Annotated in this window: 24 protein-coding genes; 20 read left to right on the forward strand and 4 right to left on the reverse strand. The window is 66.5% G+C overall.

The annotated features are described in order from the left end of the window. Window positions 1-10: 10 nt before the first annotated feature. Together BM394_RS05845 and BM394_RS05850 are read right to left on the reverse strand one after the other, a co-directional pair. Window positions 11-1147, reverse strand: coding sequence for a glycosyltransferase family 4 protein (locus BM394_RS05845; protein ID WP_245780002.1), 1137 nt, complete (start codon window positions 1145-1147; stop codon window positions 11-13). Then, window positions 1086-3572, reverse strand: coding sequence for a glycosyltransferase (locus tag BM394_RS05850; protein WP_092975189.1), 2487 nt, complete (start codon window positions 3570-3572; stop codon window positions 1086-1088). Before BM394_RS05850 ends, BM394_RS05845 begins: the two co-directional genes overlap by 62 nt. A gap of 261 nt (window positions 3573-3833) precedes the next feature. Between BM394_RS05850 and BM394_RS05855 the strand changes: the two genes are divergently transcribed. From BM394_RS05855 to BM394_RS05875, 5 genes are read left to right on the forward strand one after another with little or no spacing between them, the layout of a single operon-like run. Continuing rightward, window positions 3834-4292, forward strand: coding sequence for a YbaB/EbfC family nucleoid-associated protein (locus BM394_RS05855; protein WP_092974819.1), 459 nt, complete (start codon window positions 3834-3836; stop codon window positions 4290-4292). 3 nt (window positions 4293-4295) lie between these two features. Beyond that, window positions 4296-4628, forward strand: a complete 333-nt coding sequence (locus BM394_RS05860) for a type VII secretion target (RefSeq protein WP_092974822.1) — start codon at window positions 4296-4298, stop codon at window positions 4626-4628. Window position 4629: 1 nt separating this feature from the next. Next, on the forward strand, window positions 4630-5562 hold the full coding sequence (locus tag BM394_RS05865; RefSeq protein WP_092974825.1) for a WXG100 family type VII secretion target: 933 nt from the start codon (window positions 4630-4632) through the stop codon (window positions 5560-5562). A gap of 56 nt (window positions 5563-5618) precedes the next feature. After that, a complete protein-coding gene (locus tag BM394_RS05870) occupies window positions 5619-6122 on the forward strand; it encodes a DUF6346 domain-containing protein (RefSeq protein ID WP_139235151.1) in 504 nt (167 codons plus the stop codon). 51 nt (window positions 6123-6173) lie between these two features. Further along, window positions 6174-6692, forward strand: coding sequence for a DUF6346 domain-containing protein (locus BM394_RS05875; protein ID WP_245780004.1), 519 nt, complete (start codon window positions 6174-6176; stop codon window positions 6690-6692). 32 nt (window positions 6693-6724) lie between these two features. Here BM394_RS05875 and BM394_RS05880 read toward each other — a convergent pair whose 3' ends face one another. Further along, entirely contained in the window at window positions 6725-7690 is a 966-nt protein-coding gene (locus tag BM394_RS05880) for a glycosyltransferase family 2 protein (RefSeq protein ID WP_092974831.1), read from the reverse strand. An 85-nt stretch (window positions 7691-7775) separates the two neighbouring features. On the opposite strand from BM394_RS05880, the gene BM394_RS05885 reads away from it, so the two are divergent. The 3 genes from BM394_RS05885 to BM394_RS05895 all read left to right on the forward strand — a co-directional run bounded on the left by BM394_RS05885 (window position 7776) and on the right by BM394_RS05895 (window position 11227). Beyond that, window positions 7776-8933, forward strand: a complete 1158-nt coding sequence (locus BM394_RS05885) for a glycosyltransferase family 4 protein (RefSeq protein WP_342752644.1) — start codon at window positions 7776-7778, stop codon at window positions 8931-8933. A 157-nt stretch (window positions 8934-9090) separates the two neighbouring features. Next, entirely contained in the window at window positions 9091-10221 is a 1131-nt protein-coding gene (locus tag BM394_RS05890; RefSeq protein ID WP_092974836.1) for a glycosyltransferase family 4 protein, read from the forward strand. A 118-nt stretch (window positions 10222-10339) separates the two neighbouring features. Beyond that, window positions 10340-11227 carry a glycosyltransferase family 2 protein gene (locus BM394_RS05895; protein WP_092975198.1) on the forward strand — a complete coding sequence of 296 codons (888 nt, stop codon included), beginning with the start codon at window positions 10340-10342 and terminating at the stop codon, window positions 11225-11227. A 249-nt stretch (window positions 11228-11476) separates the two neighbouring features. Here BM394_RS05895 and BM394_RS22720 read toward each other — a convergent pair whose 3' ends face one another. After that, the gene (locus tag BM394_RS22720) at window positions 11477-11974 is read right to left on the reverse strand and encodes a hypothetical protein (RefSeq protein ID WP_092974839.1); all 498 of its coding nucleotides are present in this window, start codon (window positions 11972-11974) and stop codon (window positions 11477-11479) included. 343 nt (window positions 11975-12317) lie between these two features. On the opposite strand from BM394_RS22720, the gene manB reads away from it, so the two are divergent. From manB to BM394_RS05965, 12 genes are all read left to right on the forward strand, one after another. Further along, complete coding sequence (gene manB / locus BM394_RS05905) at window positions 12318-13415, forward strand: mannose-1-phosphate guanylyltransferase (RefSeq protein ID WP_092974841.1); 1098 nt, start codon at window positions 12318-12320, stop codon at window positions 13413-13415. 666 nt (window positions 13416-14081) lie between these two features. Next, the gene (locus BM394_RS05915; RefSeq protein ID WP_092974847.1) at window positions 14082-15311 is read left to right on the forward strand and encodes a sedoheptulose 7-phosphate cyclase; all 1230 of its coding nucleotides are present in this window, start codon (window positions 14082-14084) and stop codon (window positions 15309-15311) included. Then, window positions 15308-16399 (forward strand): ROK family protein, encoded by a 1092-nt coding sequence (locus BM394_RS05920; RefSeq protein ID WP_092974850.1) that lies wholly within the window; start codon window positions 15308-15310, stop codon window positions 16397-16399. The genes BM394_RS05915 and BM394_RS05920 overlap by 4 nt, the downstream gene beginning before the upstream one ends. Next, window positions 16396-17532 carry an alcohol dehydrogenase catalytic domain-containing protein gene (locus BM394_RS05925; RefSeq protein WP_175529979.1) on the forward strand — a complete coding sequence of 379 codons (1137 nt, stop codon included), beginning with the start codon at window positions 16396-16398 and terminating at the stop codon, window positions 17530-17532. Before BM394_RS05920 ends, BM394_RS05925 begins: the two co-directional genes overlap by 4 nt. After that, the gene (locus BM394_RS05930; protein ID WP_092974856.1) at window positions 17532-18299 is read left to right on the forward strand and encodes an SDR family NAD(P)-dependent oxidoreductase; all 768 of its coding nucleotides are present in this window, start codon (window positions 17532-17534) and stop codon (window positions 18297-18299) included. Before BM394_RS05925 ends, BM394_RS05930 begins: the two co-directional genes overlap by 1 nt. Next, window positions 18296-19129: a sugar phosphate isomerase/epimerase family protein gene (locus BM394_RS05935; RefSeq protein ID WP_175529980.1), complete on the forward strand. Its 834-nt coding sequence runs from the start codon at window positions 18296-18298 to the stop codon at window positions 19127-19129. The genes BM394_RS05930 and BM394_RS05935 overlap by 4 nt, the downstream gene beginning before the upstream one ends. Continuing rightward, window positions 19129-19782 carry an HAD-IA family hydrolase gene (locus BM394_RS05940; RefSeq protein ID WP_217643370.1) on the forward strand — a complete coding sequence of 218 codons (654 nt, stop codon included), beginning with the start codon at window positions 19129-19131 and terminating at the stop codon, window positions 19780-19782. The genes BM394_RS05935 and BM394_RS05940 overlap by 1 nt, the downstream gene beginning before the upstream one ends. A 195-nt stretch (window positions 19783-19977) precedes the next feature. After that, a complete protein-coding gene (locus tag BM394_RS05945; protein ID WP_245780010.1) occupies window positions 19978-20934 on the forward strand; it encodes a zinc-dependent alcohol dehydrogenase in 957 nt (318 codons plus the stop codon). A gap of 25 nt (window positions 20935-20959) precedes the next feature. Next, entirely contained in the window at window positions 20960-21862 is a 903-nt protein-coding gene (locus tag BM394_RS05950; protein ID WP_092974865.1) for an NADP-dependent oxidoreductase, read from the forward strand. A 121-nt stretch (window positions 21863-21983) separates the two neighbouring features. Next, a complete protein-coding gene (locus tag BM394_RS05955) occupies window positions 21984-23168 on the forward strand; it encodes an acyltransferase family protein (protein ID WP_245780011.1) in 1185 nt (394 codons plus the stop codon). A 60-nt stretch (window positions 23169-23228) separates the two neighbouring features. Further along, complete coding sequence (locus tag BM394_RS05960; protein WP_139235152.1) at window positions 23229-24446, forward strand: MFS transporter; 1218 nt, start codon at window positions 23229-23231, stop codon at window positions 24444-24446. Between the two features lie 105 nt (window positions 24447-24551). Then, a complete protein-coding gene (locus tag BM394_RS05965; RefSeq protein ID WP_217643371.1) occupies window positions 24552-25688 on the forward strand; it encodes an acyltransferase family protein in 1137 nt (378 codons plus the stop codon). Window positions 25689-25765: the final 77 nt, after the last annotated feature.

The following is a 25765-nucleotide window of genomic DNA, read 5'->3' on the forward strand; positions in this document are numbered from 1 at the left end:
TGAGATCCAGTCAGGACCGCGCCAGTCGATAGGCCCGCATCGTGGCTTCGGCGCATCCCTGCCAGGTGAACCCGGCGGCGTGCCCACGTGCCGCTTCCCGGGATTCGTGGTCCCCGGCCGACTCCACGGCCCGACGCAGCGCCGCGCGCAGTGCCGTGGCACGTCCGTACGGAAACAGGTGGGCGTGACCCGCCGTCACTTCACGCAGCGCGGCGATGTCGCTGCACACCACGGGAACTCCGGCGGCCATCGCCTCCAGGACCGGCAGACCGAACCCCTCGTCCCGCGAGGGGAGTACCAGTGCGGCGGCACCCGCCACCACACCGCGCAGCTCCTCCTCCGGCAGATAGCCGGTGCGCGTCACCCGCTCGGACGGCAGCGAGTCCTCCCCTCCCGTGCCGCTCGGACCCGCCACGACGAGTGGCGGCAGCGTCGGATCCAGTGCTTCCAGCAGTGTGGACAGTCCCTTGCGCGGGCCGTCCTCGCCCACGAAGAGCAGGTAGTTCTCCGGCAGTCCGTACTGTCGCCGTACCCGCGGGTCCGGCGGTCGCGCCTCGAACCACTCCGGATCCACCCCCAACGGGGTCACCACCGTGCGCCGCGCACTGATCCCGAAACGTGCCACGACACGTTCGGCGACCGCCGAGGTCGGGGTGCACACCACACTCGCTCGTCGCACGGAGCGGGCCACCAGTCTCTCCCGCCCGTCACCGCTCGCCCCGTTCGCGGATGTGTCCAGGAAGTCGAGATCGTGAATCGTGACGACCCCCGGCGTGCGTACCGCGGCGGGTTGTACGAAGTTCGTGCCGTGCACCACGTCGCCGCGCCCACCCAGTGGTTCGATCGGCGGGAACTCCGAACGCGACCAGCACGCCGCCAGCATCCTGGCGGGAAGCGGCGGGCCGATCGCCCTGGTTCCCGGCGGGACCGCCCCGCGCAGTGCGTACCAGCCACGAGCGGTCAGCCCCAGCAGCCGCACCCGCGCCCCGGGGAGTTCGGCCAGCGCCTCGCTCAGGCGGGCGGTGTAGCGCCCGATCCCGGTGCGCGTTCCCAACAGTGGAGTTCCGTCCAGCACTATCCGCACGTCAGGAGTTTCCCCTGCCACGCAGCCGTTGTCCGGCGACTCGTCGCAGCCTGCCCGCCGCACGTTTGGTGACCTCGCGTATCCCGCCCTGATCCAGGTATTCGCGCAGCAGTCCGACATCCTCGCGCAGCGCCGCGGTCCTCGACGGTCGGGGTGTTCGCGTCAGCGGCGCACTCGCCGGTAGGCGGTCCGGGGCGGGACGCGGATCGCGGCAGAACTCCGTCAACGGTCGCAGCGCCGTCTCCCAGGTGAACCGTTCGCGCACCTCGGCGATCCGTTCCTCGCACCCCTGGATGAACGGCTCGTCGTAGAGCACCCGTTCCAGGGCGTTCGCCAGGGCTTGCGGATCCTCCGCCGGGACGACCACGCCGAGCCGCTCGTCCCGCACCAGGTCGGCGAACGAGTCGCCGTCGGTGGTGATCACCGGGAGTCCCGCCCACAGGTAGTCCAGCATCCTGGTGCGGAACGCGAAGGTGGTCTCGACGTGTTCGAAGTGCGTGGTGACTCCGCAGTCGGCGTCCAACAGGTAGTTCTGGCGTTGGTCGTACGGAACCCAGGTCTCGTTGAAGAAGACGTGCTTGTCGGTGAGCCCCAACCGATCGGACAGTTCCCTGGTCCGGTCCGCCATGCCCATCTCCGGGACGTCGGGATTGGGATGCCGCATCCCGAGGAAGAACAACCGCAGTTCGGGGTGGTGCTCCGACAGCCGGTGCACCGCGTGCAGCAGGGTGAGCGGGTCGAACCAGCTGTAAACCCCACCCGCCCACAGCACGATCTTGTTCTCGGCCCCGATGCCCTCCCGCTGCCCGCGGATGCCCGGCCCGGTGCGAGTCGGCGGCCTGTTCGGTAGTCCGAACGGCACCACCGAGATCATCGATCGCATGGTCGGATCGTCGTCGTAGACCGAGGGCGTGATTCTGCCCAGCGCGGCGAGATGACCCAGCCAGAAGTGCCGTTGCCGCTGCGAGGCGCAGAGGAAGAAGTCGCCGCGCCGCAGCTGCTTGTTGAGCACCTCGGTGGTGCCGCGCAGGTCCGCGTCCCTGCGCTGCTCGTCGGTGTCCCTGCCCTGCTCCAGCAGTTCCAGGTGCATCGGATCGTAGATGTCGCAGACGACGATCGTGCCGGAGTCCTGCCGCCGAAGCGCGGGCACCATCTCCAGCACGTGCCCCTGCACCACCACGATGTCCGCCCAGTCCACGTGCGACGGCAGGTCGCGCGGCGCGGCGCGCAGCACCGTGAAGTCCGCATCGACGGGGGCGACCTCGGCGTTGACGCTGATCAGCCGCACCTCGTGCTCCACGGCGAGCGCTTCCGCGGTGTGCCAGGCCCGGATGGCGGGACCCGCCATCCGCTCGGTGATCGCGTCCCCCGTCAGCACCGCGATCCGGCGCGAGCCCCCGAAGACGGTTTCCAGTTCGAAGGCCTCCACCAGCGCGTCGTGCGCCGCGAGGTAACGCGGTAGCGGATAGGCGGGTTCCATCGCTTTGCGCAGCAGCGGAACCAGGTCGGCGTCCGAGCGGACCCGCTCGCGCTGTTCGACCTCGCGGGCGCGTTTGAACTCGGGTAACAGGTCGACGAACCGGTCGATGGCCAGCACCCCGGCCAGGGTCTGCCGGTCGACGGGGACGGGTGTTTCGTCCTCGCGCGGATCGGCGGGCCTGCGGTCCAGTTCCAACTGGTGCGGATCCAGTTCGCCGCGCGCGGTCGACCTGCGCACGCTCAACGCGAGCGCGGCGGGCAGCGCACGCGCCAGGGTCGCCTCGGAGGCGTTCTTGTACAGCGCGGCCAGGGCGTTGCGTTCCAGCAGGTAGTGCTCGCGTGCCGAACTCACCGCGGCCATCGACTCGTGGTGCCGGTGGTAGGCCACCGAGGTCGGTTCGTAGCGCACCCGCCAGCCGCGCAGGTTCAGCCGCCACCCCAGGTCCACGTCCTCGTAGAACATGAAGAACCGCTCGTCGAATCCGCCCAGCGCTCGGAAGAGCTCGGCGCGCACGAACAGCGAGGAACCGGTGCCGAACAACACGTCGCGGGCGCCGTCGTGACTGCCGTCGTCGAGCTCGCCCGCGTGGCGCTTGTAGCCCATGCCGAACCAGGTCAGACCCCCGTCGACGAAGTCGATCCGGCGGCCCTGCCAATCCAGCACCTTGCCTGCCACGGCTCCCACCGTCGGTGCGGCACGCAGTACCCCGACGGCCGCGCGCGACCACCCCGGGTCCGGTACCGCGTCGTTGTTCAGAAACGCCAGCACGGTGCCGTTCGCTTCCCGCGCTCCGAGGTTGCAACCGCCCGCGAATCCCAGGTTCTCCCGGGAAGTCAGCAGTTTCACCCCGTGGAGAGCGCCGAGCCGTTCCGCGTTCTCGGCCGAGGTCTCGTTGTCCACGCAGATGATTTCGAGCTTGTCGGGCGGGTAGTCCAGTTCCCGCGCCGCGTTCAGACAGGTGATGGTGCTGTCGGTGCCGTGGTAGTTGACGGTGATCACCGACACCATCGGCAGCTCGGCACTGTTCCCGGGGTCAGTCACGTCCACCAGACTGCCCTATCGGGTGAGTACCGCTTCGCGCAGGCACCCGCTGTCGGGTATCCGCTGTCGGGTATCCGCTGTCGGGCATCCGCTGTCGGGCATCCGCTGTCCGGAATGATCCGTTCAGCCCAACATGGCGTCACTCGTCTGGTGTCATGTCGCTGCGAATCGCTCCGTAGTATTCCCGAACGACTTCGGAGCACGATCGGGTGAAAGGACGAGGGAACAGTGAGCACACCTTCCGATCCGGACGAGATGCTGGCCGGTTTCCGGCAGCAGATCCAGGACAAGATGCAGCAGGCGCAGCGCATCCAGGACGCGGCTTCGGCGGTGTCGGGGGAAGCGAGCAGTGGGGACGGTTCGGTGTGGGTGACCGTCGACCAGAACGGCAACATGTCCGATCTGCGGCTGGAGGACGGTGCGCTGCGGCAGCGACCGGAGCAGCTCTCCGAGACGATCCTGACCACGGTGCGTTCGGCGCAGGCACAGCTCACGGACCGGATGCGGGAAGCGATGGAACCCGTCCTGGGGCAGGACAGCGAGACGATGGATTCGGTGCTGTCCGGGATGCGCGACCGGTTCCCGGTGGAACCGGAGCAGGGGGACGCCGCGTCCACTCGTGGTGGCCAGGACGCCGACGAGGAGCAGTACGACGAGTACGACTGGCTGAACCAGCGCAGGAGGTGAACCTTGGGAGAACAGCGCTTCGGCGTCAACACCGACGAGATCCGCGCGCACGCGCGCAATCTTCAGGGAGTGACCGACCGGATCGGCACGGCGCAGGACGCCGCTGGTGAGGTCTCGCTGAACGGCACGGACGCGTACGGGATTCTGTGCAGCCCCATCCTCACGCCGTTGATCGGTGCGATCGAGGTGCAGGGCATGGCGGCGATCGCGACGGCCAACGCGGCGGTGGAGGCGACGGCCACCGGGATCGAGGGAGCGGCGGAGACCTACGACGCCGTGGACCAGCACGTCTCCGAACTGCTGGAATCGGTACGCAACGAGTTGGGGGAGATCTGACGTGAGCCAGGACAACCCGCTGGTGGAGGCGGAGCCGGATTCCCAGAAGTGGGAGGACGGCCTCATGGTCGTCGATTTCGCGGTCGACTCATGGCGCGCGATCGACAATCATGACTGGGGCGAAGCGGCCATCACCGGCGGCGCTGCCGTTGTGGACGGTCTCGCCACCGTGGCCAATCCGTTCGACGCGCTGTTGACCTCCACGTTCGCCTGGATGATGGAGCACGTCTGGCCGTTGCCGGACATGCTGGACTCCCTGGCGGGCAACCACGACCAGGTGCAGGCCAACGCGCACACCTGGGCCAACATTTCGGACGAGTTGAAGCAAGCCGCGACGGAGATGCAACAGGCGGTCGACGCCGACACGGCTGACTGGCAGGGACCGGCCGCCGAGTCCTACCGGATGTTCGGATCCGGCGAGGCCAAGCTCATCGAAGGAGCCGCCGAGTCGGCCAAGGCGGTGGGTGCTGCGGTTTCCGGTGCGGGAACGGCCATCCTGATCGTCCGCACCACCGTGCGGGACATCATCGCCTCGGCCATGTCCGAACTGGTCACCTATCTGGTGCGGTCCTCGGCAGCGGCTGGTCTCTCGCTCGGTGCGCTCACACCGCTGCTCATCGCCGACGGCATCCGGATCGTCGCGAAGTGGGCCAGCAGGGTCTCAGAGTGGCTGGATAAGATCGTTCGCGCCTTCCGGCAGCTGGCCGAGATCGTGAGCAAGGTCAAACCACTGCTGACCAAAGTGGACGAGTTGCTGCAGCCGAATTCGCGGATCGGGAAGGGTATCCAGAACTGGGTGAGCAACCGTTCGCTGTCCGATCTGACTCGTGGCCAGGAGATCGCTCGCAATACCGCCGCGATCGGTGCCACGGCGGATGACCAGGACTACGCGAAGCACGAGATGGGCAAGCACGAGCACACCGACAGTGCGTGACCCGTGAAGCTTTCGTAGCTCGCGGAGCAGCTATCGGGCCAGTTCTTGGAGAAATCGTGCGTGTTGTTCGTGATGTGTTGCTGGTGCCGATTGGGATACTGCTGTTTCTGGCCGCGTTCTTCGTTGTACTGCCGTACTTCGGAACCGGTGCGGCGGGGAGCGAGGTCTCGGCGCGCGGTACCGCTGTCGCGCAGCAGTGCCGCTTCGCGGGACCGATCGCGAAGTCGAGTGCCCCGAAGCGGGAGAACGTGATCGGCTTCGGTTGGATCTGCCGAGCTCGGGTTCACTGGAACGACGGCAGTGTGGAGACGCGCGAAGTGAGCGGTTCACAGCTGACCGGGGAGGACGTCGGGAACAGCGTGGACGTTGTCGAGCGGCAGATCGACTATTCCAAGGGCAGCGACACGCGTCCGCAGATCTACCGTGCCGACTTCGAACCCCACGTGCTCTTGGCGTGGGGCTCGGTCTTGGCCACGTGTCTGTTGGGATTCGTGTTCGCCGCTCTCGGGTTTTCCGGGCTGTCCCGGATTTTCTCGAAGAAGGGCGTTCCGGTCGAGTGAGTGGAGTTCGTTCGGTTCGATCGCCGAAAAACGGGGGAGGAAGAGTTCGGCGTGCGTGTTGTTCGTGTTGTCCGTGACGTGTTGCTGATTCCCGTCGGGATGGTGTTGTTCCTGTCGGGGATCTTCGTGGTGATCCCGTTGTTCGGCATCGGGGCTGCCGGTTCGGAGGTGACGGCCCGGGGTACGGCTGTGGCACAGCAGTGCCGGTTCGACGGTCCGATCACGGAGTCGGACGCTCCGGAACGGGGGTATGTCGTCGGTTTCGGTTACATCTGTCAGGCGCGGGTGACCTGGCGGGACGGTACGACGGAGATGTGGGAGGTCTCGGGTTCGCAGCTCAAGCCCGGCGATGTCGGTGAGGAGGTCGCGGTGGTCCGGCGGGCCATCGCCGACGGCGGTGCCGGGACCACCACCACTCGACCGGAGGTGTTCCGGGCCGATTACGAGCCGAACAGGTGGCTCGGGGTGCCCGTGATGCTGGCCGTGATGCTGTTCGGGATCGTGGTGGGAGGGCCCGCCTGTTCCCGGCTCTACCAGACGTTCAGCGGGAAAGAGTCCGCCGTAACCTGATCTCCCGGCCGGGAATGTGGGAGTCCCGTCCCTCACTTCCCGGCCCAGCTCCGCCAGACGCGGCGGCGATCGACGGCACATGCCTCAGTGATCCTGCGTCGCTGCCGCAGGGTCGTCGGTGCCCGCGCGGCCACTTCCGCCAGCACCCCCAGCCGCAGCGGCACCCGGAAGTTCGCGGCGTCCGGGACTGACCGCTGTCGCAGTCCGCGCCAGGGTAGTGCGAGGGTGATCGCGCCGAACCGCAGCAGTTCCCGCAGGGCGATCTCCACAGGTGCACAACGCAGCAGCGTCAGCAGCCGGTTGCGCTCGTTCCAGCGGTGGAACCGTGCCGACCCCGGTGCTGATGAGCAACCGTGCGAGTGCTCGCAGCCGGCGGTGGTCCGCGTGATCCCGTACCCGGCCAACCGCAGGCGCCAGGAGGTGTCGGTGTCCTCGTAGTAGCAGAAGTAGTCGGCCGGGATACCGTCGACTGCCGAGAGTGCCGAGGTGCGCAGCAGGGCCGCGCCGCCGCAGAACCCGAACACCTCGTCCCCGGTACCGGCATTGTCCGCTGCCACGGTGCTGTCCTCCGCCACGGTGTCGGCGCCGTGCCCCGTGCAGGTCAGCCGCACCCCTTGGGAGAGGGGGCCTCGCCGGTTCCACATCCGGCTCGTCGCCGCACCGACACTCGGATCGCGGTCCAACGAATCCTCCAGTGTGGCCAACCAGTCCGGTGCCGGTGCGGCGTCGTCGTTGAGCCAGCCGAAGTAGGGCGTTCGTACCAGCGGGAAGGCAGCCGCGAGACCGCCCGCATAGCCGAGATTGCGGGGCAGGCGCAGCACCTCGGGAGCCGAGGGGTGTCGGGCCAGCAGTTCGCTCGTGCCGTCGTCGGAGGCGTTGTCCACCACCACCAGCCGGTGGTTCCGCTGCCGGGCGAGCGCGTCCAGACAAGCTCCGATGTGCTCCGCACCGCGCCAGGTCACCACCACGATCGTGCTGCGGGCCTGCTCCACGGTCATGTCCGAAGCCTATCGCCTCGCCCCGATCACGGATGTGGTTGTCTGGCGGGCAGCGGTCGGTGAAGCGTGTGGACTGGGGGCGGTTGTGCCGGAACTGGTGGTCGTGGCCGAGCAGTTACTGGCGCCGGTACCGGGCGGCACCGGGCGCTACACCCGTGAGTTGCTGCGCGCGTTGGCGGCAACCGCGCCACCCGGTTGGGAGCCGCGCACGGTCGTCAGCTCCGACGGTGATCCGGCCCGCGCCGAGATCGAAGGAGTGGGCGGCCCCGATGTGTTGCCGCTGCCGAGACGGCCGTTGACCCTTGCCTGGCAGTACGGCCGATGGCCCCGGGTATCGGCCGATTCGGTGCACGCCCCCACGCCGCTGTTCCCGCCGGTCGCGCCCGGCCGTGGGCTGGTCGTCACCGTGCACGACACGGTTCCCTGGACCCACCCCGAGACACTCACCGCACGCGGTGCGGTCTGGCACCGACGAGCCGTGTCCAGGGCGGCGCGAAAAGCGGACTCGCTGGTGGTTCCCACCGCGGCGGTGGCCGTTGACCTGCGGCGACATGTCCCGGACGCCACGCGGATCGAGGTGATCGGCGAAGGGGTCAGCACCGCCGTGCTCTCCCCCGGCGCAGCGGAGAAGGGGCACACAGCCGAGACGGGGCACACAGCGGAGAAGGGCGAGTCAGCGGAGGAGACGGCACGTCGGTTGCGGCTGCCCCCGAGATACCTGCTCGCCGTGGGCACGATCGAACCCCGCAAGGGCTACGAGTGGCTGATCCGCGCGTTGGCCGAGCCGGAAGCTCCGGACATTCCGCTGCTGGTCGTGGGCGCGCCCGGCTGGGGTGGCGTCTCGTTGTCGGATCTCGCGGCTCGTCACGGGTTCCCGCCCGGGAGGGTCCGGTATCTCGGTCCCGTCGAGGACAGCGACCTGGCTGTGCTGCTGCGCCGCTCGGCCGCGCTCGTGGCACCCAGCATGGCCGAGGGGTTCGGGCTGCCGGTGTTGGAGGCGATGGCGGCCGGAACCCCGGTGGTGCATTCCGACGCTCCCGCGCTCGTGGAACTCGCCGACGGAGCGGGCATCACAGTGCCCAGGACGGACGTGGGCGCGCTGGCGCTGGCACTGCGCGAGGTACTCGACGATAGACGTCGATCGGCCGGGATGATCGAAGCCGGCAGGTCTCGGGCGAGGTGGTTCGACTGGAACGAGACCGCCCGCCGCGTCTGGCGCCTGCACACCGTGCGACCGACGTGACGAACCACCCCTGTCACCCCGGCGCTCGGTGAGCGATCCCCGCGACGGGTGGGACCGCTGTCACATTTCGGACTTCGCGACGGTGGATTTCACCATCCCGCCACAATGACCGATGCCTACCTCCTAGGCTGCTCGCGTGCACCGAGGAGATCCACACGTGCTTATCGACGCCACCGCCGTACCAGCGGATCGAGGTGGCGTCGGCAGATACGTCGATTCCCTGCTCGCCGCGCTGGACACCGCCGGAACACCGATGAGCGTGGCCTGCCAGCCGCGCGACGCCGAGCTCTACGGCAGGATCGCGCCGCACACCCGGATAGTGCCCGCCGCCGAGTCGGTCGTCACCCGCACCGCCCGGCTCTCCTGGGAGCAGACCACCCTGCCGAGGCTGGCCAGGCGTCTGAACGCCCGTGTGGTGCACTCCCCGCACTACACCGTTCCCCTGGTCAACACCAGTGCCTCGGTGGTGACCCTGCACGACGCCACGTTCTTCTCCGACGCGCCGCTGCACTCGCCGGTCAAGGCGCGGTTCTTCCGCGCCTGGACCAGGGCGGCGCTGCGTCGCGCCACGGTTTGCGTGGTGCCCAGCAGAGCGACCTCCGACGAACTCGTACGTGCGGCCGGAGCCAACGCCGCGCGACTGCGGGTGATGTATCACGGGGTGGACCCCGAGCGGTTCCACCCGCCCGCTCCCGAGGAGGTCACCGCCGTTCGGCGATCCCTCGGACTGGGCGATCAGCCCTATGTGGCCTTTCTGGGAGCGTTGGAGCCGCGCAAGAACGTCCCGGCGCTGATCCGCGGTTTCGCCCGCGCGGTCGCCGACCGCCGCGATTCCCCCGCCCTGGTGCTGGCCGGACAGGCCGGATGGGACACCGAGGTGGAGAACGCGCTCGAATCGGTGCCGCACCGTGTTCGGGTGATTCGTGCCGGTTATCAACCGTTCGACCGATTGGCCGGTTTCCTCGGCGGTGCGGCCCTGGTGGCTTATCCGAGCATCGGGGAGGGGTTCGGGCTTCCGGTGCTGGAAGCCATGGCCTGCGGTGCGGCCGTTCTCACCACCCGAAGACTCAGCCTGCCGGAAGTGGGCGGAGACGCGGTGGCCTACTGCGGTGTGGCGGAACGAGGGATCGCGCACGGAATAGGTGAGCTGCTCGACGATCCGGTGCGTCGTTCCGAGCTGTCCAGCGCGGCGCAGCAGCGTGCCAAGGAGTTCACCTGGGCCGACTGCGCGGACAGGCACCGCGCCGCCTACGAGCACGCCGAGTACCTGCACCGGCGCGACCGGTGAACCCGCTATACCCGGTGAAACCGCTCCGGACCGACGCGCCGTGCGGCGCGGTCGCGACCGAGCCGTCCCGGACCGCGCGTGCCGGTCGGCGGCTCCCGGAGCCGATCGGTTCGCCGCCATGCGTGAGAATGACGACGTGCGCGACTCCCACAGTTACGGCGAGGGGCTCGCCGTCGTCACCGTTACCTATTCGCCCGGCAACACGCTGGACCGTTTCCTGGAGACCCTGCCCAAGGCCACCGATCGGCAACTCAGCGTGATCCTCGCCGACAACGGTTCCACCGACGGCTCTCCGGAACGCGCCGCACTGCGCCCAGGTGTGGAGCTCGCGAGGATGGGCGCCAATCTGGGTTACGGTTCGGCCGCGAATCGCGGCATCGCCGAGTTGAGCGACGACATCGGTTGGGTGGTGGTCGCCAATCCCGACGTCGAGTGGAGCGCGGGCAGCCTCGACGAGTTGCTGGCGGCCACCGAACGCTGGCCGCGCGGCGGTGCGTTCGGCCCGTTGATCCGGGAACCGGACGGCAGCGTCTACCCCTCGGCCCGCTCGTTGCCGTCACTTGGACGAGGTGCCGGGCACGCCCTGCTGGGCGGGATATGGCCCGACAATCCGTTCAGCCGCGCCTACCGGCAGTCCACCGACAGCTCCGCCGAGCGCACGGCCGGGTGGTTGTCCGGCTCCTGCCTGTTGCTGCGGCGAGCCGCGCTGGATTCGGTAACCGGTTTCGATCCGCGCTACTTCATGTACTTCGAGGACGTCGACCTCGGGGACCGGTTGGGCCGAGCGGGCTGGCTCAACGTGTACGTGCCCGACAGTGAGGTGACGCACATCGGTGGGCACGCCACCGCGCGTTCCTCGGGGTGGATGCTGCACGAACACCACCGCAGTGCCTACCGGTACCTCGCCGACCGGAATGTCGGGCCGACCCGGGCGCCGTTGCGGGTCGCGCTGCGGGCCGCGCTGGGTGCGCGCGCCCGGTTCGTCGCGCGCAACTCCGACCGTTAGTAACAGAGCGTTCCACGTCAGCTGCTGGGATGGTTCCGTGGCGGAACCTCTGGCACGGCTCTCGCTGCGGGGAGGCCCGACATCGGGTAGCGACCTACACAACGTCGGGCCTTCCTCGCGAGAGCCGCACGGGAGAACCCGCGGCGGTGCCGATCGCGAGGGTGGTCGGAGTTCGGCTCGGGAGCGCTGCGGCGTACGACCGTCCGGTGAGCTTCTTTCCCGAGCGAGGGGGTCTGCCGGGACGCCGAGTCAGTCGAACCGCTGTGGACCGCGCCTGGGATCGTGCTGGTAGGCGGCGTTGTCGATCCGGTGCGGCGTGGTGGGAGAGTCGGAGTCGTAGGTAGGCCAGGCCCGCTGTTCGGTCGTCGGTTGCTCGGCTGTTGGCTGCTCGGACGGGTGGTACTGCGCTGACCGTTGCTGCTCGGGCCGTTGCGGCTCCGGCTGCCGGGTGCTCTCCTGCTCCCCTTGTCGGGGACCCCGGTCCCACTGGTTGGGTTGTTCCCGTCGGGGGTTCTGCTGTTCCTGCTGGTTGCTCCGCTGCTCCCGCTGGGAGGACTGTCCCGTCGAGTCCGGGATGAGCTGAGTGGAGCTCGGATCGTCCCGCTCCACGTCACGCACCGAGTCGCGCGGGATGCGCACGGTCTGCGCCGCGTCCATCGGTGAGGTAGCGCTGTCCGGTGTGACGACGAACGCACCCCGTGCCCGCGCACGAGCAAGTGTTTCGTCGGCTCGGTTGCGGGGGTCCATGGTCCCTCTCAATGCTGGCCGTTGGATTTTCAGCCGCAGCGTGGCCCGTCCGTCCGGTGGATTAGCCGGTCCCGAGTCGGCCGATCTCACGGCTCGACCCCGTGGTGGCAGGTCCATCGTGACAGAGTGTTCGACACCGCGTGGTTTCGCATTGGCGGACCGTGCCGACCAGGGGCGCCATACCAGGTGGGTGCTGCTACTGCCAGAGTATTCCTCATGGATTCCTACGTCAGGGTGATGAGTTGGTCGATTTCGACGACCGAATGAAATCGCCCTGTCGGAGGCGACGATCACCCGTGCGAGTCGTATCGAGCGGACCCTCGGTCCGGGGAGGTGCATGGCGATGACGAGTCCCGACGACCACGCGCCGGTAGGCGGTGCGGAGGCCGTGGTGCTCGTGGGAGGCCGAGGTACGCGGTTGCGGCCGCTGACCCTGTCCGCCCCCAAACCGATGCTGCCCACCGCCGGAGTGCCGTTCCTGACCCACCTGCTCTCGCGGATCCGCGCCGCGGGGGTCACCAGGGTGATACTCAGCACCTCCTACCGGGCCGAGACCTTCACCGAGTACTTCGGTGACGGTTCCGGCATGGGGCTGGAGCTGGAGTACGTGGTGGAGCACGAGCCGCTGGACACCGCAGGTGCGATTCGCAACGTGGCGGACCGGCTGCGGGAACCCGATGTGCTGGTGTTCAACGGGGACATCCTCTCGGGAGTGGACCTGCCCGCGCTGCTGGGCGAACACCGCGCGGACGCGGCCGACGTCACACTGCATCTGGTCAGGGTGGACGATCCCGGCCGGTTCGGTTGCGTGCCCACCGACGAGAACGGCAGGGTGACCGCTTTCCTGGAGAAGACGCCGAATCCACCGGTGGACCAGGTCAACGCGGGGTGCTACGTCTTCCGTCGCGAGGTGATCGACGGGATCCCCGCCGGCCGTCCCGTCTCGGTGGAGCGCGAGACGTTCCCCGGGCTGCTGGAGTCCGGAGCGCGGTTGCACGGGTACGTGGACTCCAGCTACTGGCTGGACCTGGGCACGCCCGCCGCTTTCGCGCGCGGCTCGGCGGATCTGGTCCGGGGCGTCGCTCCCACGGAGGCGCTCGACGGCCGGGTGGGGGAGTCGTTGGTGCTGCCCGGCGCCTCGATCGCCGAGAGCGCCTCACTGGGGGGAGGTACCACGATCGGTGCGGACTGCGTCGTGTCCGAACGGGCCGCGCTCTCGGCGGCCACGCTGTTCGACGGGGCCCGGGTGGAAGCCGGCGCCGAGATCACCGACAGCGTCGTGGGGGCGGGTGCCGTGATCGGGGCGGGCACGGTGCTGCGTGGTGCCGTGGTCGCCGACGGTGCCGTGGTCGGCGCGCGCTGCGAACTGCTCGAAGGCGTCCGGGTCTGGCCCGGCGTGGAACTGCCCGCCGGCGGGGTGCGCTTCTCGCACGACTGCTGAACTCCGGGGCGACGTGGTTCAGGCCCGCTTGCCGTTCCGGGGCCCTTCGTCCTTCATCGTCGATGAGTTCGTTTCCGACGGGTTGACCGGCCTCTCGAACCACACAGTGGGACGTGAGGGTTCGGGCGTAGCCGAAACCACCTGCCGGTTCGTCGGGTTTCGTTCCGATCTGTGCAGGAGAGAGGCTCAGTGCTCCGGTCGGTTTTTAACCCAAAAAAACATACTGTTAAGTATTTTTTTCTTGTGGTTCATCTTCGGGTAACTCTTGACGTCGGGTCGCGCGCGGAGTGCCTGCTATAGCTTTTTTGCTGCTAATTCCGCTGGTCTGTGGCGTCGACGCAGGCTCGTGGGGCGTTCTTCGCAGCTCACTGGAAGCTGTAGTGAATAGTGATTTATGTTACATTTTTTTGCCTTGAACAAACAAACTGGGCGGTTTTATTTTTGTTGAGGCGGTGCGGCAGCCGGAAACCCCGGAGGCGGCCGCGAGGGTGTCCGCGGTAACGGGAGCGAAGCCCGTTCGCCCGTGGAGCCCACCGGACGAGCGATGGGGGACTGATCCGCTCCGTTACCTGTCTCGCCCGTGTTCGCGGGTCGAGCGCGTGCGGGGTGAGTACCCCGTGATCGGACAGTTGTACGAATCGACTTTCAACGGATTGTGAGCTCTCGATGTCCATTCCCACTGTCAATCCAACACCGACGAGCATCACCGCCGCGTTCGACCTTCCCAAGCCCCCGGGGGTCAGCTGGCGCGTCCGGTCCCAGCAGGTGGTGGATTACGAAGTGAGCATGACCCGTGGACTGCTGTCCACATCGAACTCCACGTTCGCCCATGCCTGCGGTGCCGATGGAAAGCGCAGGACTCGCTGTCTGGTGGTGGTGGACGATGCCGTGGAGCAGCTCTACGGCGAACGGTTACGTGCCTACTTCTCGGCTTGGCGGATAGCGCACAATTGGAGAGTCGTCCCCGGCGACGAGAACACGAAGCAACTCGACACGGCTCTCGGGCTCGTGGACGACATGAGTTCGATGGGCATACTCCGCCGTGCCGAGAAGATCGTGGCGATCGGCGGCGGAGTGGTGCTCGACGTGGTCGGTATGACCGCGAGCCTGTACCGCCGAGGTATTCCCTACATTCGGGTTCCCACCACTCTGATCGGCCAGGTCGACGCGGGAATCGGCGTCAAGACCGGCATAAATCACGGGCAGCACAAGAATCGACTCGGAACGTACTGTGCGCCGGAAACGGCTCTCATCGACCCCGAGTTCCTGCGCACCGTGGATCGTAGGCACATCAACAACGGGCTGGCCGAGATCATCAAGATGGCTTTGATCAAGGACTCCCAGCTGTTCGACCTGCTCGAAGCCACCGTCGCGTCGATCGATCCGGAAACGCTCGCCGACTGTGGTCCGGCCGGTGGTGAGATCCTGTCCCGTTCGATCGCGGGAATGTTGGACGAACTCGAGCCGAACCTGTGGGAGAAGGTACTCGAAAGGGCCGTCGACTACGGCCACACTTTCAGTCCCTCGCTCGAACTCCGTGCCGACCCTCCGCTGCTGCACGGGGAAGCGGTGGCCGTGGACATGGCCATCTGCGTCGCTTTGGCCCGCAACCGCGGCCTGCTGTCGGAGCAGGACGCCGACCGGGCACTCACGCTCATGAACGCGGCGGGATTGCCGCTCACTCATCCCGTATTCACCGCGGAGTTGTTGGAACGTGCGCTGGAGGACGCCGTCAAACACAGGGATGGCTACCAGCGCATGCCGCTGACGGCAGGTATCGGTTCAGCGGTGTTCGTGAACGACATCACCGCCGACGAGCTGCGAGCGGCGTTGTCGTTCGTGGCCCATCGCGATCATCGAGCGGCTGACTCGGATGTGCTGGAGAGCGCGCGATGAGGGTGCCGGAGACGTTCCAGGACGAACATACGGGCGCCGCGAGTGCCGCGCGTGAGGCCGTGGTGTTCGACATCGGTGGTACTCACTTCCGGTGTGCCCGTTGGTCTCCCGAATCGGGAGTGCGTCGGATGTGGTCCAAGCCTTCGCCGAGCGTTCTCGTTCACCCGGACGCGGGCGCCGACGAACTTCGAACGCGGCTGATCGACGAGATATGCGCCGGGGTGGGCCAGGAAAAGGGCACCACAGCCGGTATCTCGTTGGGAGCGGCGCTGGATCAGCGCAGTGGTGTGGTCTATGCTTCCGCTCCGCTCTGGGGTGACAGCGTGACTCGGTTCGACCTGCTGGCCGGGTTGCGAGAGCGAAGGCCGGACGTCGATTGGCACCTGGTCAACGACGTGACAGCGGCACTGCTCGGACTGGGGGAGACGCCGCGGTTCGACGGGTTTCGTCGGCTCCTCCTCGTTACGGTGAGCAGTGGTATCGCGTGCAGGTTGGTGGATCGTCGACTGCGAACCATCCCGGTCGACGTCTGCGGTCTCCAGGGGGAGATCGGTCATATCCCCTCCGGCACCACTCTCGCGGGAAACCGGGTGGAGCTGAACTGTGACTGCGGGAGCCCGGACCATCTGGCCGCCTTCGCCTCGGGGCCCGGCATCCGCCGGCTGGCCGAACGACTCCGCGAGCTGGAACCGCGACGCTGTGCCGTCTCACCGCTGTTCGACGAGGACATCGAGTTCGAAAGTACGTTCCGCCGACTCCTGGACGACGATGATCCGCTCGCTCGGGAGATCCTCGACGCGGCCACGTCGCCGTTGGCGGATGTACTGCGAACTGCCTGGTGCCTGGACCCCTCCATAGATCGGATCGCGCTCACCGGGGGAGTCGTGGACGGTCTCGGCGAGCACTATCACCGCGCGCTGGCTGAGCGGTTGACCAGGGACGGTGTCTACCTGACGAGTCGATTCCACCCGGAATGGCTAGCCGAGCGCCTCGTGCGCTGCGACAGTTCCGAGGCCGATGGCCTGGTGGGAGCCGGTGTCGCCGCGGTCGGATCCGGACGTTCGGCCAGGATCGGGGTGGAATCGTGACGGGAAACGCACAACCCCGCAACAACGCACTCGTCCGAGCGGGAGCTCGCGTCACGGTACGGCAACGTCCGACCCCGGTCCCGGCCGCGGGCGAGTTGGTGGTGGCCACCGAGGTCGCGGGACTCTGCGGCACCGATATCCAGATACTGCGCGGTTCGCGGAAGGAATCGGCCTCCGTGCTGGGGCACGAAGGGATAGCGACGGTGGTCTCGGTCGGAGAGGGGATCCGGGACTCGTTCTCGCCGGGGGATGCTGTCGTGATCAACCCCACCCATCCGAACGATCCGGGTTTCCTCCTCGGACACAACGTGGACGGATTGTTGCAGCGACGGACCCTCGTGCCCGCCACCGCGACACGAGCAGGCTTGGTCCTCGGACTGGATCGGCGCCCCGAAGCCGAGCTCGCCGCGCTGGTGGAGCCACTGGCGGTGGTCAACTACGCGCTACGGGCGCTGAGCCGGTTTCGGCCGTCGACACTGCTGGTGGTCGGGGACGGAACCATCGGGCAGCTGGCCGTTCGCTCAGCCGCAAGATGGGCGACGACCGTGAAGCGGACCGTGTTGGTGCACCACGGTGAATCGGGCAGGCAGTGGACACTGCGCTCCGGACTTCCACCCGATGACTCTCTCGTGGACGGCGAGGATATGACGGGGGTGCTGCGCGAGGGGCCGGTCGGAGTCCTACTGGCCACCCCGCGGGAGAGCACGGGGCCTTGCCTGGAACGAGTGCTGCGTTCCGTCGGAGACGGTTCGGTCATCGACGTCATCGGCGGAGTACCCCCCGGACTTACCGTGAAAAGCCTTCCCGGAACCGATCTGGCGGGAATCCGGGCGGCGAACCTCGCCGGGCGACCCGATGTCCCCTTGACTGCCGAACGCACCGCGACAACGGGAAGTCGGATCAACTTGTTCGGCCATCGGGGGGTGTCCAACGCTCACCTCGGCACGGCTGTCTCCGAACTGGTCCGCAGTCCGGAGCGGTACCGGGAGCTGATCACCCATATCGGGGATCTCGAATACGCGTCACGAATCATGAGCGACCTCGCCCGCGGCAACGAGCGAATCGCCGATGGCCGAAGAGTGATCAAGCTGGCTGTCCGGGTGTCACCGACCTGTCGAAAAGGAGACGACTGATGACGCAGTCCGATGACGAATCCCCCGCGGGGAAGCGCGCCCTGGTTGTCGGCGGCTCCACCGGTATCGGCAGGGGAATAGCCGACGCCTGGGCCGCCGAAGGAATGGATGTCGTCGTACTCAGCCGAAGTGAACCCTCCGATGCGTCGAGCTCGAACCTTCGCTGGGAACCGTTGGACCTCCTCGATGCCGCGAAGACGAAGGAGCGGCTCGCCGACCTCGCGGTCGATCCGTTGTTGGCGGTGTGTTTCTCCGCCGTCGACTACGGGGCGAAGCGCGCTCCGCTCGGCGAGGTCACCGAAGCGGAATGGCGAACCCAGTTCGAGATAAACCTCCACGGGTTGTGGCTGACCCTGAGCGCGACGCTGCCCGCGTTGCGTGCCTCAGCTCCGGGGCTCTTCGTGGGGGTTTCCTCCGAAGTCGTCCACAATGCCGGACCGATGCGGTCCGGCTACGCCGCGACGAAGGCGGCAGGGGCTGCCCTGCTCGATTCGGTTCGGTTGGAGGAGAGCACGGACGAAATCCGGATCGTTCAGGTGCTGCCCGAGGGGATGGTGGACACCCCCGGCATACGCCGCAGGCGGTCCTCGGATTTCGACTTCAGCTCCTACATGACTCCCGACACCTTCGCGCCGCTCGCCGCTGAGCTCGTGCGAACCAGGGGAGCCGAATTCCAGGGAGACAGCCTCGTGGTCGGTTCCGGAGGCGACTGGCGCTCGCTGTCCTCGGGGACTCCCGTCTCGCAGAGTCGGAGAGCGGGATCGTGACCGGCGGGAATCCAGCGATCGGGCTGGCCGAGTGGCGTCTGCCGGTTCGTGGGGCCGAAGCGGTCGAGCTGGCCGCCTCCTACGGTGTCCGGGGGATCCAACTCGACTTCGGAGGTTCGGGGCGTGGGGTGCCGCTGGACACCCCCGGCAGGGCGCGCTCGCTTCGCCGGGAAGCCAACGGTTCGGGAGTCGAGTTGTTGGCGGTGGCGGGAAACCTGCTCAACGACATCGGCCTCACCGCGCCGGAGAGAAGCCGGGCGGCACGGAGTGCCCGCGGCGCGATGATCGCGTTGCTCGACTCGGCCGTGGCTCTCGGCGTGCGACTGGTCCTTGTGCCGAGCTTTCGTGCCAGCACGATCGACGGTCCGGAAGAGTTGGAGCGGACGGTCAGCGTACTGCGGTGGGCGGCCGAGGAGGCTCGGACCCGGAACCTGGTGCTGGCCAACGAGAACGTGCTGTCGCCCACGACGGCGGTCGAACTGTTCGAGCGGGTCGGATCGGACTCGTTCAGGCTCGTGCTGGACACCGGGAACCCGGACGTGGAAGGGACGGACGTACCGGGACTCGTCCGAACCCTGGGGCCGCGTATCGCGGACCAGGTTCACCTGAAGGACGGGCCGCTCGGACTCGGAGACGAGTGGCGTGGTTCCGGAGAAATCCGCGCCACTGAACTGTCGCGCGCATTCGCGCGAAGCGGGATATCGGTGAACTGGCTGATTCTCGAGAACGACTATCGCGTCGCCGATCCCCGTGTGATCGGCCTCGATGTAGCGGCCGCTCGTCGGTTCGCGGATCGGATTGTTCCAACCAAGACCGGAGACAGCGGGTGATGCACGTGTTTCTGAGTTTCTCCGCCCTGTTGTTCGACATGGACGGTACGTTGGTCGACTCAACGGTCGTGGTCGAACGCACTTGGCGACGTTTCGCCCGTAGGCACGGTATCGACGCCTCGGAAGTGCTGGCCGACGCGCACGGGCGCCCCACCGGTGAGACCGTGCTGCGTTTCGCCCCCGACGGGGTGGACGTGGCGCGTGAGACCGCGACCCTCGTGGCCGAGGAAGTCGAGGACATCGAGGGTGTGGTTCAGGTGCCGGGGGCGGCGGAGTTCCTTCGCCGCGTTCCCGAATCCCGCATGGCGGTGGTTACTTCAGCCAGCCGCGAGCTGGCCGTACGGCGAATGGAGGCAGCGGGTGTACCACTCCCGAGCGTACTGGTGACCGCCGACGACATCTCCTCCGGAAAACCGGACCCCGAGGGCTACCTCAAGGCGGCGGAACTGTTGGGAGTGCCGCCGTCCTCCACGGTCGTGTTCGAGGACGCCGAATCCGGCCTGTTGGCAGCGGAGGCGGCCGGCGCGACTCCGGTGGTCGTGGGATCCCACGACCGCGCCTCCGCCGCGGGACGTATCGGAATAAGGGATTTCCACGCGATAAGTGTCGCCGGATTCGACGAGGACGAGCGGGTCGGAATATCGTTCGAATGATTACTCGAATCCTGCCTGTTCGGTTCCGCTGAGTCGGACCGATCGTTGAGGTCGGTGACGATTCTTCGCATGGATTGACTCGTAAACCCTTTGTGGGGAGACATGACCCAAAAAACATCTTCCGGTCGGCTGCCGACTGCCACGGTTTCTCTCGTGTTGGAATCTCCGGGACGGCTCGCGCATCGCAGTTTGCCAGTGCACGAGCCCGCGCCGGGCCATTGTCTCGTCGCGGTGGAACACGTCGGTCTCTGCGGCACGGATCTGGGTTTCTACACGGGTACCAGTAGCTACCTGCACACCGGTCGCAAGAGCTATCCGTTCGTACTCGGCCACGAGTGGAGCGGAGAAGTCGTCCTCACCGGCGAGGGCGTTACCGGTCTGCGGGAAGGCGATCGGGTGTCCGGGCACAACTTCAGACGTTGTGGAAGCTGTGCCGTTTGTGCGGCGGGCGGGACCTTTCACTGCCCGTACCGCACCGAGATGGGGGTTGTCGGCGAGGAGCCGGGCGCCGCCTCGGAGTATCTCTCCGTGCCCGCCGAGACGGTCCACCGGATCCCGGACGGAGTCGGTAATCGTGCTGCTGCCCTGCTGGAGCCGTGCTCCGCATCGGTACACGCCCTGCGACGGCTCGCGGTTTCCGGAGCGGACAGCGTCGCGATCCTCGGAGCCGGAACACTCGGCTTGGCGGCCGCCCAGTTGGCCGTTTCGCGAGGCGCGAGTGTGACGGTTCTCGACCCCAACCCCCGGCTCGCCTCCCTGGCAGCCGAACTGGGGACAGACCGCGTCGCGGATCCCGACGAGGTGCGCAGCGGTAACTACGACGTGGTTGTCGAGGCATCCGGTGCGAGCGAGGCGGTGCGTCAAGCGATCCGGCTCTGCGGCCAGAACGCCCGGTTGGCGCAACTCGGTACGCCCCACGGGCCGGTCGATGCCGTCCCCGTCGACGAAGCGGTGGGGAAGAACCTGGTGACGCACAATGTTCTGTCCGGCGCGGACCACTGGCCGCGATTACTGGAAGAGGTCGCTTCGGGAAATCTCCGGTTGGAACCGATGGTAGATCGAGAGTTCTCTTTCCACGAAGCGGACAAGGCATTCGAGAGGCTGAACGACAGCGGGCGGGACCGTCCGAAAGTTCTGCTGAATATCCGTTGAAATACATACCACGAACGGGGCTGAAATGCGTGCGGTAAGAATCGAGGGAACCGGGGATCCGGAGGTTGTCGGTGTCGAGCGGGTCGAGGACCCCGCTGTCGGTGCCGGTGACGTTCTGATCGAGGTGGTAGCCGCCGGGGTGAACCCGATAGATGTGGCGACGCGAAACGGCACGGTGCCGACCGGCCTCCCGGCCGTGCTGGGGTGGGACGTCTCCGGGACGGTGCGCGATACGGGTGAGGACGTGACGCGGTTCGGCGTGGGGGATCCGGTCATAGCCATGTCCGCGCAGGCAGCCACCGGACGGGGAACCCACGCCGAGTACGTGGCGCTGCCCGAGAGTCTCCTGGCGCCCGCACCACGTGAGCTCGATCAGGTGGAAGCGGCTGCCTTGCCGTTGGCGGGACTGACCGCTTCCCAGACCGTGACCGAGCTCGGTTCCCCCTCCAACGGCGCGGAGGAATTGCTGGTGGTGGGGGCACAGGGCGCGGTGGGCAGCCTCGTGGTTCAACTGGCCCGGCTGAACGGCTGGCGGATCTCGACCTTCGTGCGGCCGAGCGACGTGACCCGGAAGCCGCCCCGGGGTGTGCTGCGCCAGTACTCCGAGGAACATCCACCACCTCCCGCCGGTTTCTCCGCGGTCGTCGACACCGCGGGAGTCCCGGAACACCTCCGGTCGGTGTGCGACGAGGGGAGGTACCTCACGACGACACCGTTCGCGCAACCGGAACCGAGTCGAGGAGTGCGGATCGTGCTGATCGGTGTGGAACAGGACGGTGACGAACTCGCCCGACTCGGAACTCTCGTCGACGAGGGAAGTATCGAACCGGGTAAACCCTCGGCTGTCGTCGACTTCGAGCGAGCGGACTGGGCGCATCGGACACTCGAAAACGGTGGAACCAGGGGAAAACTGATTCTGGTCCCCTGAGAAACCCCGGGCGGTGCTCCTGGAATTACTACGCGAAAGAAGTGAAATTATGACGGTTGTGGAAGAAAAAGCCAAGTCGGAAGCGGATCGGCGCAGATCTCGATTACCCTCCTTGACCGGGATGCGCTTCCTCGCGGCGCTGGCGGTTTTCGGGTTCCATTCCTCACTGCAGATACCCGCCAATTCGGTGTTCGCGCACGACGGTGTGGCCGACACGTACCAGAAGATCATGTCCCAGGCCGGTGCGGCGGGCGTCACGTTCTTCTTCGTGTTGAGCGGCTTCGTGATGACCTGGTCGTACAAGCCGCACGACCGCAACGTGGACTTCTGGCGCCGCAGGCTGGTCAAGATCTACCCGAATCACGTGGTGACGTGGGCTGTTGCGCTGCTGCTGTTCGCGGCCGTCTACACGCACCCCTACCAGGCCGTGGCCAACCTGTTTCTCGTGCAGGCGTGGATCCCGGAGTACGACACCTACCTCAGCGTCAATCCGCCGAGCTGGTCGTTGTCCACCGAAGTGGCCTTCTACCTGCTCTTTCCACTGGTGTTCGCGGTAGCGCGCAAAATTCGCGAGCAGTATCTGTGGTGGTTTGTCTGGCTGACCGTGGCGCTGGTGGCGATCACCGCCCTGGTGGCCTACGTCCTGTTGCCGGAGCATCCGCGTCCACCGGACGGCCTCCCGATCTCCACTTACCAGTACTGGGTGAACTACGTCTTTCCACCGCTGCGGCTGTTCGATTTCTTCCTCGGCATACTGCTGGCCCGCATCGTGCTGGCCGGAAGGTGGGTGCGTCTCGGGATCGGTCCACTGGTGTTGGCGCTGCTCGGTTGCTATACCGTTTCCCTGTTCGTGCCTTACCTCTACGGCATGCGCGCGGTGTGCATCGTTCCGCTGGCACTGCTGATCCCCGCGATCGCGACGTCCGATGTTCGAGGTGAGCGTTCGTTCCTCCGCGGCCGCACCATGGTATGGCTCGGTGAGATATCCTTCGCCTTCTACCTGGTGCACGCCATAGTGCTCGTCACGGGACGCGAGTTGCTGGGGGACAGTTATTTCGGGACTCCGTTGGCAACCGGAGTTCTCCTGCTTTATCTGGTGCTGAGTATTCTGCTCGCCTGGGCGCTGTACGAGTTCGTGGAAAAGCCCACGACGAAACACTGGTCGAAACCGAAGAAGAAGGGTTCCGGAAAGAGGAACTCAGCTGCCGCGGAAAGCTTGGGGGCTGGGGGTTCCCGGAACGAGAGGGCAGTGGATTCCGCTGTCGGAGAAAACGAGAGCAGGAGCTCGGCGACCGCGGATCGGTGACCGGGCGGAAATTCGGTTGTCGGCTGAATCGCCTCGGCTGTTCTCGTGGAACGTTACGAGATGCGACAAGGGGACCTCGTGTATCTGCGGATAGTCGGTCTGATCGTGGCCATCTTCGGGGTGGGTACGTCGGAACTAATGCCGAGCGGAATGCTCGAACAGTTGGCGGGAGGACTCGACATCAGTCTGGCGACCGCCGGACTGTCCGTGACCGTTTATGCCCTGACGATGGCTGTCGGTGGTCCGCTGGTATCGGCGGCCACCACGGCGATGACGCGGAAGAGGATCCTGCTGTTCCTGCTCGGGATCTTCGTGCTCGGCAACGGCATCATCGCCGTGGCCCCCGGATACGCGGTGGTCCTGGTCGGCCGGGTGCTGACGGCTCTCACCCATGGAACCTTCATGGCCGTCAGCGTCGTCACCGCGGGCAGCATGGTCCCGGCTCACAAGTCCGGAAGCGCCGTGGCCGGGGTGCAGCTGGGCATCAATCTGGCAACCGTGCTGGGGGTTCCGTTCGGGACGCTGCTGGCACAACGGCTCAGTTGGCGTTCGAGTTTCGCGGCGGTGTGCGTCATAGCGGTGCTGGCCGCCGTGCTCATCATGATCACGGTACCGGACTCGGGCACGCCCGAGTCCTCGAGCGTGCGGTCCGAGGTCCGGGCATTCAGCAGGTGGAACGTCGTCACCACGGTGGTCGCGACCGTGCTGTGCTCAGCCGGGATGTTCACGATCATCACGTACTTGGCTCCGTTGTTGACCAGGGGAACGGGGTTTCCGGCCGAGGTGGTCCCCCTGCTGTTGCTGGGTTACGGGGCCGGTTCCGTGATCGGCAACTCCGTCGGAGGCAAGCTGGCGGACAAGTCCCTGTCCGCGGCGACGGCGGTTCTGTCGGGGTCGCTGACACTGACCTGCCTCCTCTGCTGGCTGGGAACCTTCTCGCGAAGTGCCATGATTCCGGTGCTGCTGGTGTTCGCGCTGGTGACGTTCGCGCTGATTCCGTGCCTGCAGACGAGAGTGGTGAAAACTGCGGAGGAGGCTCCGACCCTTTCGTTGACCGTGAACATGTCGGCATTCGGTCTGGGTGCCGCGATCGGTTCCTGGTACGGCGGAAAGATAATCGAGCTCGGTGTCGGTGTGCGGACCGTTCCGATCGGTGCCGCGGTTCTCGCGATCGCGGGAATGTCGGTGATCGTGATAACCGTACTTCTGGAGCGCAGGAAAACCGACGCCTCTCGTGCCGATTCGCGAAACAGGACGGCGGAAAAAGAAGTAATTTGATTTGGTTCGAGTCGCAGGAAATACTGAAAAGGGAGCGATATGTCGTCCTCGGTAATTGGTGAGAGAGCCTACTCGGCTTATTCGAGGTTACCCTCGCTCACCGGGATGAGATTCATAGCGGCGGCTATGGTGTTCTTCTTCCATGCCTCGCTGACGGATCCGCCGCAGAACCCTTATGCGGACCCGTTCGCGTCCGATCTCTATCAGACGCTCTTCAGTAAAGCGGGTTGGATGGGAGTGTCCTTCTTCTTCGTGCTCAGTGGCTTCGTGCTGACGTGGTCAGCGCGTTCCACCGACACGATGGGAGGATTCTGGCGAAGGCGGCTGGTGAAGATATTCCCGGCGCACGTGGTCACCTGGGCGCTGGCCATGATCCTGTTCGCCGCCGCTGCCTCCGATCCGCACCAGTGGTTGCCGAACCTCTTCCTGATCCACTCCTGGTTCCCGCAGCACGAGATCTTCATCAGCGTGAACCCGCCGAGCTGGTCGTTGTGCAGCGAGCTGCTCTTCTACATGTGCTTCCCGTTCATCATCAAGGGTGTCGTGCGGATCAGGCAGGAACGCCTCTGGTCGTACGCTGGGCTGATGATCCTGGGGATGGTGGGTGTCCAGGTTTTCACCCAGTTCGTGCTTCCCGACACCCCGCAGACCCCCGAAGGGTTCCCGGTGTCGGTCTGGCAGTTCTGGTTCGGTTACAACTTCCCTCCCGTGCGACTTTTCGAGTTCGTGCTGGGGATGCTGCTGGCGCGAATCGTGATGTCCGGAATGTGGTTCCGCTCGCTCGGATTCGTTCACGCGACGGTACTGGCGGTTGCCGGATATGCGCTCGCCATGGTCGTGCCGTGGTTGTACGGGCTCAACGTGGCCACCATCGTTCCGATCGTCGTGCTGGTGTGTACCGCCGCGACCGCGGACATCGAGGGGCGGCCGAGCGTGTTGCGCAGCCGCACCATGATTTGGCTCGGTGAGGTTTCCTTCGGTTTTTATCTCGCGCAGTACGTTGTGATATATTATCTTCGGCAGCAGATGGATGCCCGTCTGTTCAGCACTCCCTTGGGTACTCTCGTCCTATTGGGTCTCTTCTTCGTCACGCTGTTGGTCGGGTGGCTGGTGCACAAATTCGTGGAGAAGCCCGCCATGCGTCGTTGGGGACGTCCTCGTGGCGGCGGCGGAAGTTTTCTCGCCAAGCCCATGGTGGGACAGGAATCGACTTCCCCTGCCGGGGAGAAAGCACGGCTCTGACGTAGGTTTTACGCCTGCCAGTGTTTCGTGACACGTCTTTTGCGGACGATTGAACTCTGTTTCTCTAGGAGGTTTTG

This window comes from Actinopolyspora lacussalsi subsp. righensis, from assembly GCF_900116555.1.
Lineage (GTDB): Bacteria > Actinomycetota > Actinomycetes > Mycobacteriales > Pseudonocardiaceae > Actinopolyspora > Actinopolyspora lacussalsi.